The sequence below is a fragment of the Marispirochaeta aestuarii genome (assembly GCF_002087085.1).
Taxonomy (GTDB): Bacteria; Spirochaetota; Spirochaetia; order JC444; family Marispirochaetaceae; genus Marispirochaeta; species Marispirochaeta aestuarii.
Genome location: NZ_MWQY01000009.1, coordinates 178,853 through 190,557, shown reverse-complemented (window position 1 = coordinate 190,557; position 11,705 = coordinate 178,853). Strand labels below are relative to the sequence as shown.

Sequence of the window (11,705 nt, the reverse complement as noted above, 5' to 3'; positions counted from 1 at the left end):
CTTGGAATATTTCCCTCTGATTTCTTGTCAGGGGTGGGGTTTAATTGACGGTTACGAGGTTTCATGACCATTGCCTCAAAGCGGAGTTTCCCGTACCATGATCGTATGGATTTAACGACTCCGGCCCTTCTTTTTCCCGCACTCTCGCTGCTGTTACTGGCCTATACCAATCGCTTCCTGGCCTTGGCAAGCCTGATCCGAACTCTGCACCAGGAGTACTCGACCGACCGCGCGAGGATTGTAATCGGTCAAATCCGGAACCTGCAGCGGAGGATATCTTTGATAAAGGTAATGCAGATATTCGGTGTGCTTTCTTTACTTCTCTGTGTGGTAACTATGTTCCTGCTCTTCTTCGGCCTGGAAATCATCGGGGATATCGTCTTCGCCTTGAGCCTTATTTCCATGATCATCAGCCTCGTATTCTCGTTAAGCGAGCTCTTCATGTCCGTTACCGCCCTGAATCTTCAGCTCTCCGATCTGCAGGGGACTATTCGGGAGGAATAATTCCCCCGACGCTTGAATCTTCATGACCGGGTATGGTAGCACGAGATTATGGAGCAGACTGAAAACGGCAAATCCATCACGACGATTAGCGCTATCCTTGCCAGCGTCTTTCTTTTAGCTTCTGGTTCGGCTCTGCAGACCACGGCCGTCTCCCTGCGGGCCGGCCTGGAGGGTTTCAGCGAACAGACCATAGGAATAATCAGTTCCGGCTATTTTGCCGGGATTCTGGCGGGATCCTTCCTCGCACTGCTGATGATCAGAAACGTCGGCTACGTACGCACCTTTGCCGCCTTCTCTTCCATGGCCTCAGCTACCTCTCTGGCCCACGTGCTGATTATCTCACCGGGCTGGTGGGTTGTATTCCGGGTTGTCCACGGAGTATGTATATCCATTGTGCTCGTGGTGGTAGAGAGCTGGTTGAACTCCTCGGCCCCTACTAAAAGCCGCGGCCGTATCCTGTCCCTCTACGGGATCATCTTCCTGGCCGCCAACGGTGTGGCCCAGCCTCTTCTGGCGGTCTTCACTCCCCGGGAGTTCAGCCTCTTTGGAATCACCTCGATCCTGATATCCCTTTGTGTTCTTCCGGTCGGCCTGGCCCAGGTGAAAGGCAATCCCCAAGTCTCGAGTATCGGCATCCGTTTAGGCGGTATATTCAGTAAATCGCCCATGGGTTCAACCGGCGTCATCATAAGTGGTCTGGTCATTGGAGCCCATATAACCCTCACTCCCCGGGCCGTTCAGAGCTGGGGCTTGAGTGACGGAGCGATAGGCCTCTTCCTCCTTATCGTGGCTGCCGGAACGATCGCACTGCAGCTCCCCCTGGGCTGGGTCTCGGACCACAAAGACCGGCGCTTCGCATTGCTGATCAGCTGCACCGTGGGGACTGTCGCCGCTTTGGGACTGATCTTCACCGGCGGAATGGGTTTTTACCTCATAATTCTGGGATTCCTGTTGGGGGGATTCATGATGCCCCTTTATCCGCTGGCCATCGCCACGGTTAACGACCAGCTGCAGTACAACGAGATGATCGAAGCTGCCAGCGCCCTCTATGTTTTCTACGGAGTGGGTTCGATGCTCGGGCCGCTTATTGCGTCCCAGTTCATGGCTCAATTCGGTCCCGGAGGTCTCTATCTCTTTATAGCCTTTGTAATGGGGCTCTACATCCCCTTCGGACTCTTTCGTTTGCGTCTGGTTCCGGACTTCCTGGTTCGAGGAACCAAGGCCACCTACCGTACTGTGCCAAGGACAACGGTAATGGCTTACAGAATGTTAAGACGACCCAGGAGACGGAACCGCAAAAACGGAAAATTATCTGACGTGATGGAATCGAAGGAAGATCGTATGTTAAAAGAATAACAGGTTAGGGACAGTGTGGTTTTTTCCATTGCCGAAGTAAATCCACTATGAGTTCAGAATTCTTTTCCTATACATCCAGAACCTCCCACAATTCACGGGCAAAATCATCCAGAGCACAATAAAAGACATAATCAAAATCCCTGTCATAGGAAGTGGGGTCCCGGGTTACCAGGACCGATGGAATGCGGGGGGCGTAATCAAGGGCGAAGCCGGCAATGGGATGTACGGTAAGGGATGTTCCGAGTACAAGAAGAAGGTCAGCCCGGGGCCTGTTGTGATATATCTTCATGAAACTATCAGGCAGGAGTTCTCCAAAGAATACTACATCAGGTTTGATCACCCCGCCGCAGATGGAACAGTGGGGGACTTCTCCCCGTAACAGATCGGCGGAGAAATCGTCGAACTGATAAATCTCTTCGCATGAAATGCAGCGCCCGCTGCGGTAGGAACCGTGACCTTCGACGACATTCCGGGAACCGGCTTTTTCATGGAGCATATCGATATTCTGAGTAATGATATGGAGTATCTGTCCGTTTGTCTCCAGGGCCGCAAGAAAACGGTGACAGAGAGAGGGCTCAATGTCAGCCAGCAGAAGCTCGGCGGAGAGCTTGAAAAAGGGTTCCGGATTTCTTTTAAAATAGTTTATATCGAAAATTGCTTCAGGATAGGGAAGCTCGTATCGATGGACTGCCACCTCGTAGAGGCCTCCGGGGCTTCGAAAATCTATAATCCCGGCACTGGTGCTGATTCCTGCTCCCGTTACAACCAGTATTCTGGTTGAACTCTTCATCAGGTCGATGAAATGGGGTTCAAATACGATTCCTTCATTCATGGCAGGGACATTGTATCGAAGCCTGTTCGGCGGGTAAACAGGATTCTGCAGAAAACGATATCTACCGGATCAAAAATATTAAGACTTGTCATCTCCAGAGGGCTGGTGTAGTTTGATATCTATGAGACTTTCTGTGCCCGTCGCTTTGCTCCTTTTTTCTGTCATGCTGAGTGCCGATCCGCTGAGGGTAATCTATATGGCCCAGGCCGGTTATGATCCCCGGGACGTCGAACAGCGGGGAAGGGAGTTCACCGAAGAAACGGGAATTGAAGTCACCCTGCGATTTGAGGAATATGAGGATATCTACGATCTGGTAACCGGAAGAACGGGAGAGGGGGACGCCTTTGACGTCGTGCTTCTGGATAATATCTGGACTGCTGATTTTGTTGACCGAGGTATCCTTGACCCTGTACCTGATGATCTGCGGAGGAGTGTGGAAGCCGGTGTGATTGCTCCAATCTACAGTGCCAATATGTACAAAGGTGAACTGTGGGGTGTGCCGTTTCTTGCCAACTTCCAGATGCTCTATACCAATATGGATCTCCTTCGCCGAGCGGGCTTTGACCGTCCCCCCGACACCCTGGAGGAGATGCGTCACATGGCTGCTGTCGCCAGGGAGAAGGGAGTTATCGAATACCCCATATTTGATTCCCTGAGGTCCGAGGAGGTCCTGGTTTGCGAACTTGTCTGGCTCTCAGGGGCCTTTGGCAATACCTGGGATCCCTCCCGGGACAAGCTGATTCTGGACAGGCCCGAGAACAGAATGGCCCTGGAATACCTTCTCGATCTGAAGCACGAGGGACTTCTGAATCCCTACAGTCTCAACGCGGGGGAGATGTTCTCTGCGGAGGTCTTCACCTGGGGGGACGCCCTTTTCACTTCAAACTGGACCTTCCTTATCGGCAGGCTGGAGGAAGCCGCCGGAAGCGGAAGCGGAGCGCCGGTTTTTGATTTTACCGTCAGTACCCTGCCGTATTCTGATTCCCTGGGAGCCAGCGCAACGGTATCCGGTTTTCAGGGTCTTGCGGTGATGAAGTCGTCCACCCGGAAGGATGAGGCCTGGAGGTTTATCTCTTACCTTTCGTCTCCCGAGTTCCAGCGGCGTTATCTGCATGAGTTTCCCGTCTGGCGTCAGGTCTGGTCCGAGCCGGAGACACGAATGCGGGATCCCTATTTCGATGCAAAGCGGGTCCAGGTACGGGGCGCAAAGGTTCGGCCTGTCCACCCGCGATATCAGGAGATTTCGACTATCATCAGAAAATGGGTATACTCTGCCCTTGAGGAAGATGTCTCCGTCAGGGATGCATTCAGGTTTATCCAAAGCGAGATCGAGGAACTCGGTCTATGATTCCCTTTATAAAACGGGGAAAGGTAAAGATTTCCACCAAGGTGGCCCTCTCTTTTATTGCCATCGTTCTTTTTCAGGGGATCCTCACCCAGATAGGCATGTACATGCTTATATCCCGGAGTACCATCGACAGTTTTCGTGGACAGATGTCTATAGCCATTGAGAATATCGATTCCTTCATGATGCAGGTACAGGATGATCTGAATAACAAGGTGAGCCTGCTTTCGGGTCAGAAAAATGTCATTGAGTATGCGGAATTCCGTCTCAGGAATCTCCTTCGGCGGGAGCTCTCCCTTTTCAATCGGGCCCTGGATCTTAACGGTATTTTCGTTTTCGTCGATGCGGGAAACCTTCTGGCCGTAGACGAGTCCACCGAAAAGCCCCCCGACGATGCCCTGATCGGTATTGTTGCCAGGGCATATAAACAGGGGCTGCAGAGTTTTCTGCATGATGACGGCACCGGAATGTACTTGTGGAGTGTGGCTCAGATTGTCCGGGAGGAACAGGTCATCGGTATGATCGGAGCCAGGATTGCCCTGGATTATCAGTTTATGGACCGGCTGCAGCGCAACAGTAATTCCATCGCCTATGTACAGTTCCCGGCCCGGGCCGTCCACGCCTTTACGTTGAGTAATGGCGAGTGGTCCCGGATGCTCAGGCGTGCCAATACGATGACCACCCGGGATGTGATTAGTGTGGGTGATTATCTTCTTGGGGTTTCAACCATCGAGAGTCTGGGTACTCCCCACGGTCGTCTTCTCTGTCTGCTTGACATGGGTGAGTCCCGCAAGAACATCAGGGACTATAACAGGCTCGCCATTTTCCTTACCGTGCTGGTTCTGGCAATAGCGCTGATGCTGAGTATTCTTTTTTACCGGCAATCCTTTCTGCAGCCCTATACAGCGTTGCAGGAGGGGGTAGCCCGGATCGGCAATGGTGATTTTTCGTATCCTATTCAGCAGACCTCGGGGGATGAGTTCGGCGATCTGGTTGAGTCTGTTAACAGGATGCGTATAAATTTGCAGAACCGGGACCGGGAATTGACGGCGCTAGCCAATTATAATGAACTGATTCTCAACAATGTACGGTCGGGGATTATAACCGTCGGCCATGACGGACTGATCAACGCCTGTAACGCCGCCGCCAGCAGCATGGTTCATATGGACGGCGAGAGCGGCCTTCCCCTTGACCTGGAGATGGCGGTACTTCCCCAGGAGGTAAAGGATCTCATTCGGCAGGGAATACATCAGGGAGAGTATGTGACCCTCAAGGAGTGCCGGCTTATTTATGATGGCCGTGAAGAAATTCTGAATGTCTCGACTTCGCCCTTCTCGGATGGAGCAGGAGAGGAGCTCGGGGTTATTGCGGTGATTTCGGATATTACCCAGATAAAGAAGTTGGAGGAGCAGCTGCTGGTATCCCAGCGTCTGGCCGCCATTGGAGAAATGGTGGCCGGGGTGGCTCATCAGATACGGAACCCCCTGGCCATCATGAAGGTTTCCGCGGAGATCCTGCGGGACAATTTTGGGAAGGAACAGCTTAAACATGCAGAACAGTACAAGGAGCTAACCAGATTGCTGGTAAGCGAGATTGACAGTCTCAACTATATAATCCAGAATTTTCTTGATTTTGCCCGGCCTCTGCAGATTAACCGGGCCAAATGCAGTATCGAAGATATTGTAAGATCCGCTTTGTCCCTGTTGCCCCTGGATAAATACCCAGGGGTTGCCGTTAAGGTGGATATCGATTCCGGGATTCCCTTGCGCAATCTGGACAAGGATCTTATGGAGCAGGTGGTCAGAAATCTTGTTCAGAATGCCCTTGAGGCCAGCGAAGAAGGAGTTGTCCTTATTAAGGTGGGTTCCAGCGATGAGACTCTGAAAATCAGCATCAGTGATCAGGGCTGTGGAATGGATCAGGAAACGCTCCGGAATATCTTCAATCCCTTTTTCACCATGAAAAACAAGGGGACGGGCCTCGGCCTGTCCATTGTCCATAGAATTGTACAGGAACATAACGGTTCTATTTATGTAGATTCGACTCCCGGAACGGGAAGCACCTTTACCGTTGTACTCCAGGATTTGACATGAAAACCATTCTTATTGTTGACGACGAATTGAACATGCAGACCGTGCTGAAGATTCTGTTTGAATCCCACGGATATTCAACTCTGACAGCGGCGGATGGCATCCAGGCTCTTGACCTGATTGACAGGCATCAGGAGATTGATCTTGTGGTTTCGGATCTGAAAATGCCCGGAATGGACGGCATCGCTCTTCTGGAGGAGATCAAGCTTCGTAAACCCTGGCTCCCCTTCGTTCTGGTCTCCGCCTACGGAACCATTGAACGGGCGGTGGAAGCCATGAAGATGGGAGCGGTTGATTTTATTACCAAGCCCTTCAACAAGGAACTCATTCTGCACACAGTCAACCGGCTCTGGCAGCTGGACAAGCTTAAAAGGGAGAATACTGCCCTCAGAGACGACCAGAAAGAGCTTACGGTTATCTTTCGTTCTCCCCTTATGCGGGATATTGCCGAAACTCTGCGAAAAATCGGGCGTATCTCCTCGCCGGTACTGCTCACCGGGGAGAGCGGCAGCGGTAAGGAGGTAGTAGCCCGTGCTCTTCATTCGGTGTACCAGGGGGATGAGGATCTGCCGTTTATCAGTATAAACTGCCCCGCGGTTCCAGAGAGCCTTCTGGAGTCGGAACTTTTTGGCTACAAGAAAGGGGCCTTTACCGGAGCGGATGACGATTTCGAAGGAAAGGTTCGTATGGCCGAGGGGGGTACCCTTTTTCTCGATGAGATTGGTGATCTTCCCCTCTCCATCCAGCCCAAGCTTCTGCGTATGCTGGAGAACAAAACCATCGAACCCCTGGGATCGAACCGTCCGGTAAAAATTCGTACCCGTATTGTATGTGCCACCAACCGGAACCTCGAGCAGCTGGTTGAAGAGGGGAAATTCCGGCGGGACCTTTTCTATCGCATTAATACCTTTCACCTGGAACTGCCGCCCCTGCGAAAACGCCGGGAAGATATTGCTCCCCTGGCTGAGTATTTTCTCGATACCTTTGTTGTGGATTTTGGACTGGATGAGCGGTATCTGACGGATGCTGCCCTCCGGGCCCTGGAATCCTATCATTGGCCGGGAAATGTCCGGGAGCTGAAGAATGTAATTGAACGCTGCGTCGTACTTTCTTCCGGCTCCGTGATCGAAGCCAAGGATCTGCCTGCAGACATTACCCGGGAGCCCTATCCTGTATTCGATTCTGCCGGGGAGGTGGAGTTTCTCACCGGAAAGGAACGAACCCTTCATGAAATGGAAAAAAAGGTGCTCCTGTCCGCCCTGGATGCCTGTGACGGCAATATAAGTGCCGCTGCCCGGCGTCTGGGTGTCTCCAGGAATACCATGCGCTACCGGCTGAAAAAATACGGTATCGAACCTGGTGCATTTCCACCGCATGGTGGTTCATAAGCACCGGGGGGAATGCGGCACTGAACTTCCGATACTACCGATCAGAACTCGCAATTGCATATATTATAATGAATTAGAACGTCTTCTGAAAACCTCTGCTGTTCTGGCACGCTGTTTGCTTATGTATACGTAAACGCTAAGGAGGTTTTCATGAAGCGTATTGTATTGTTTTTGCTGATTCTCTCAGTTCTTTTTGGAATGGGAGGTACTCTCTTTGCTGGAGGTGAAAAGGAGTCCAAGGGTGATTCAGATCTGGCTGTAGGTATTGTTCTGCCAACCAAGGATGAACCCCGATGGCTGCAGGATGAGGCCCGGTTCAGGGAAGCCCTCGATAAGGCCGGCTATTCTGTAGAGATCCTCTTCAGCCAGGGAGACCCCGCCAGGGAACGGGCGAATGTGGAAGCCCTGCTTTCCAAGGGAATCAAGGTCCTTATTATATGTCCCCATGACGGTGCCGCCGCTGCCGCTGCCGCTGACGAAGCGAAACGCTCCGGTGCGAGTGTTATCTCCTACGACCGCCTGATTACCGGAACTGCAAATGTTGATTACTACGTAACCTTCGACAGTATTACCGTTGGTGAACAGTTTGGTCAGTATCTGGTGGACAATGCCAAGGGCAAGAATAACAACCTGTATCTCTATGCCGGTGCTGCCACGGACAACAACGCCTTCCTCTTCTTCGAAGGAGCCTGGAATATTCTTCAGCCCAGGATTGCCGACGGTACCTTTGTTATCCGCAATTCTTCCGAGGCTGTAGCCCTGAGCGGCAAACAGAACCTTACCCGCGAAGAGATGGGCAAAATTATCGGTCAGGTTACCACCAACTGGGATTTCAACGTTGCGAAAAACCTCGCAGAGGCAAACCTGACTTCCGTTGGTCCCGATGCCAAGGGCGAGGTATTTATAGCAGCTCCCAATGACGGAACCGCCCGTGCAATCGCCGATGCATTTGCCGCTGATCCGGATGTTACAAAGTACTACATTTCCGGTCAGGACGCAGAGAAGGCATCAATTCAGTACATAATCGACGGCAAGCAGTCCATGACTGTTTTCAAGGATGTCCGTACCCTGGTAAAAGACGCTATCAGCGCCGCAGTGGCCATTCTCGAAGGAAAGAAACCTCTGGCCTACGGTGTGTATGACAATGGTGCCACCGATGTACTTGCCATTCAATCCGAGGTTATTACAGTTACACAAGACAACCTTAAAGAAGTATTGATCGACAGCGGTTACTACAAGGCCTCCGATTTTACCGGCCTGTGATAGGTTGGAGCTGATTAATTAAAGTTGAAAGTACAGGCGATGGCCATAAACCATCGCCTGTCTTCTTAATATTCAGCCACTTTTCATGGGGATACGGTATAATATTCTGAGAAAGAGGAGGATCAGATGGGTGGAAAAAAGATCCTTGAAATGCGCGAGATTACCAAGACCTTTCCCGGGGTCAGGGCCCTGGACAGGGTAAGCTTCGCAGTTGAAGAAGGTGAAATTCACTGTTTAGTAGGGGAGAACGGGGCCGGAAAATCGACCCTTATGAAGGTTCTCAGCGGTGTGCATCCCCATGGTTCGTATGAGGGATCTATCATTTTTGATGGGAAGGAACAAACCTTCCGACACATCAGTGACAGCGAGAAAACAGGAATAGCCATTATCTATCAGGAGCTTGCTCTTGTTCCGGAGATGACGGTCTATGAAAACATTTTTCTGGGGCACGAACTGGCTTCAGGGGGCCTGGTTAACTGGAACGAAACCATAAAGCAGGCGGAAGTGGCTCTTAAAAAAGTCGGGCTCAAGATAAATCCGGACACCAAAGTCAAGGATCTGGGGGTGGGGCGGCAGCAGCTTGTGGAGATCGCAAAGGCCCTCAGCCGGGATGTGCGGCTCCTGATCCTCGACGAGCCGACAGCGGCCCTGAACGAGGACGACTGCGATAATCTTCTGAACCTGATCAAGGATTTAAAGAATCAGGGTGTAACGAGCATCATGATCAGTCACAAACTGAAAGAGGTAATCCGTATTGCCGACACCGTGACTGTTCTTCGGGATGGACAGACTATCTGCACCCTGGATGCCAAGGCCGGTGAGGTTTCGGAGGGTGTTCTGATCAAACATATGGTTGGCCGGGAAATAAACAACGTATTTCCACGACGTGAACACAAGGTCGAAGACGATCTCGTTCTGGAGGTTCGAGACTGGACAGCCTACAATGCAAGAACCGGACGTTATGATTTAAAGGACGTAAGCTTCAATGTCAAAAAGGGAGAGATAATCGGATTTGCAGGCCTCATGGGGTCCGGACGAACGGAACTCGCCCGCAGTATCTTCGGGAATCCGGATCATTACCGTCTGGAAGGCGAGATGAGTCTGAACAAGAAGAATGTTCGTTTTTCCCATCCCGAAGACGCGATAAAGGCGGGTATCGCCTATGTGTCGGAGGACCGTAAGAAGAACGGTCTGGTGTTGATCCAGGACGTTAAGCAGAATGTCACTCTGGCCAACCTGAAGGCTCTGGCAAAGAACAGCATTGTGGATGATAACGCAGAGGTCAAGATAGCCGGGGAATACCGGGAAGCTTTGAACATCAAGACCCCAAGTCTCGAACAGCAGGTTATGAAGCTCTCCGGAGGTAATCAGCAGAAGGTCCAGGTGGCCAAGTGGTTATTTGTAAAACCCCATGTTCTGATCCTGGATGAACCGACCAGGGGAATAGATGTTGGCGCGAAATACGAGATCTATACCATTATGAACAAACTGGTTGCCGAGGGGATGAGCATTATTATGATCTCCTCCGAACTGCCTGAGGTTCTTGGTATGAGCGATAGAATATATGTCGTCTCTGAAGGACGGATAACCGGGGAGCTTCCTGTAGAAGAGGCGACCCAGGAAAAAATAATGCATCTGGCAACCAACTAGGAAGGAGGAGTTCATGATTCTCAATGAACTGAAAACTGAATTAAAAAGAAATATCCGTGATTACGGAATGTACATAGCCCTGTTTATCATTTTTCTGATATTCGGTGTAGCCACGGACGGAATATTTTTATCCTCCAGGAATATATCGAATCTTCTCAATCAGACGGGCTATCTTGCCGTTCTGGCGATTGGTGTGACCCTGGTAATCGTTATCCGGCATATAGACCTCTCGGTGGGGTTTTTATCGGGGTTTCTGGGGGCCATAGCCGCCATAGGTATGGTTTTCTGGCATCTGCCCATATGGATTGTCATTCCCATGATCCTGGTTCTCGGTATTGTCGCAGGGCTTATTACCGCCTATCCGGTGGCACAGCTCGGTATTCCGGCATTTGTTGCCTCCCTGGCCGGCTGGCTTATCTATCGCGGCGCACTGCTTCTTGCCACCCTGAAGACAGGCACCATTATAATCCCCAACGCAACCTTTAATGCCATGGGTAACGGTTTTATTCCGGATATCTTTGCCTCGGATGTTTTTCTTCCGGAAGTGCATAAGCTGACACTTATTATCGGCCTTCTCCTTATCGGATTCAACGTTGTAACAAAGATACGAGCACGCAAAGCCAAAATTTTCTATGGCTTCGAGACCGTATCCCGTCATCTCTTTATCGGGCAGATGGTATTCATGTCCGTAATAATTGCAATCGTAACGTGGATCCTTGCGGGCTATAACGGGATGTCCTGGACGCTGGTTATCGTGCTCCTGGTGGTTGCCATATACAGTTTTGTTACCAAAAAAACCGTTCTCGGACGTCACATCTATGCTGTGGGCGGAAATCCGGAGGCGGCTGAACTTTCCGGTATCAATGTCAAGAAAATCACCTTCATTGTGTTCGGTTCCATGGGTATGCTTTCCGGGCTTTCTGGTATGCTCTTCGCCGCCAGGCTGCAATCTGCGACTACTACCGCCGGTACGCTCTTTGAGCTCGATGCCATCGCAGCCGCCTATATCGGTGGTGTTTCCGCCGCCGGAGGTGTAGGCTCGGTTGTCAGTTCCCTGATCGGAGCAATAGTCTATACCTCCCTGACATCGGGAATGAACCTGATGGGAATTGATATCGCCGCTCAGTACATTGTCCGGGGTGCTGTTCTTGCCCTGGCTGTCATATTCGACGTGACAACCCGCAAAATCGGCAGTAAATAAGATTTCCCTGCCTGTTTTCCAGCGCCTTCCTTCGGGGAGGCGCTTTTTTTATTGACAGAAAACTGAACTGTGATAG

9 protein-coding genes are annotated in these 11,705 nt (G+C 51.2%); 8 read left to right on the top strand and 1 reads right to left on the bottom strand.

Annotated features, from left to right (window positions below; translation table 11 throughout):
• Positions 1–63 precede the first annotated feature (63 nt).
• Together B4O97_RS09825 and B4O97_RS09820 are read left to right on the top strand one after the other, a co-directional pair.
• Positions 64–504 (top strand): DUF2721 domain-containing protein, encoded by a 441-nt coding sequence (locus B4O97_RS09825; protein WP_233143007.1) that lies wholly within the window; start codon positions 64–66, stop codon positions 502–504.
• 48 nt (positions 505–552) lie between these two features.
• Positions 553–1,860, top strand: a complete 1,308-nt coding sequence (locus tag B4O97_RS09820) for an MFS transporter (protein ID WP_083050446.1) — start codon at positions 553–555, stop codon at positions 1,858–1,860.
• Between the two features lie 67 nt (positions 1,861–1,927).
• On the opposite strand, the gene B4O97_RS09815 is transcribed toward B4O97_RS09820, so the two are convergent.
• Complete coding sequence (locus B4O97_RS09815) at positions 1,928–2,692, bottom strand: SIR2 family NAD-dependent protein deacylase (protein ID WP_083050445.1); 765 nt, start codon at positions 2,690–2,692, stop codon at positions 1,928–1,930.
• A gap of 121 nt (positions 2,693–2,813) precedes the next feature.
• Between B4O97_RS09815 and B4O97_RS09810 the strand changes: the two genes are divergently transcribed.
• The 6 genes from B4O97_RS09810 to B4O97_RS09785 all read left to right on the top strand — a co-directional run bounded on the left by B4O97_RS09810 (position 2,814) and on the right by B4O97_RS09785 (position 11,629).
• Positions 2,814–4,040, top strand: coding sequence for an extracellular solute-binding protein (locus B4O97_RS09810; protein WP_083050443.1), 1,227 nt, complete (start codon positions 2,814–2,816; stop codon positions 4,038–4,040).
• On the top strand, positions 4,037–6,130 hold the full coding sequence (locus B4O97_RS09805) for a sensor histidine kinase (RefSeq protein WP_083050442.1): 2,094 nt from the start codon (positions 4,037–4,039) through the stop codon (positions 6,128–6,130). The genes B4O97_RS09810 and B4O97_RS09805 overlap by 4 nt, the downstream gene beginning before the upstream one ends.
• Positions 6,127–7,515: a sigma-54-dependent transcriptional regulator gene (locus B4O97_RS09800; protein WP_083050440.1), complete on the top strand. Its 1,389-nt coding sequence runs from the start codon at positions 6,127–6,129 to the stop codon at positions 7,513–7,515. Before B4O97_RS09805 ends, B4O97_RS09800 begins: the two co-directional genes overlap by 4 nt.
• Before the next feature lie 150 nt (positions 7,516–7,665).
• Complete coding sequence (locus B4O97_RS09795; protein WP_083050439.1) at positions 7,666–8,778, top strand: sugar ABC transporter substrate-binding protein; 1,113 nt, start codon at positions 7,666–7,668, stop codon at positions 8,776–8,778.
• Positions 8,779–8,904: 126 nt separating this feature from the next.
• Positions 8,905–10,428, top strand: coding sequence for an ATP-binding cassette domain-containing protein (locus B4O97_RS09790; RefSeq protein WP_083050437.1), 1,524 nt, complete (start codon positions 8,905–8,907; stop codon positions 10,426–10,428).
• A 13-nt stretch (positions 10,429–10,441) separates the two neighbouring features.
• Positions 10,442–11,629, top strand: a complete 1,188-nt coding sequence (locus B4O97_RS09785) for a sugar ABC transporter permease (protein WP_083050435.1) — start codon at positions 10,442–10,444, stop codon at positions 11,627–11,629.
• The last annotated feature ends 76 nt before the right edge of the window (positions 11,630–11,705 follow it).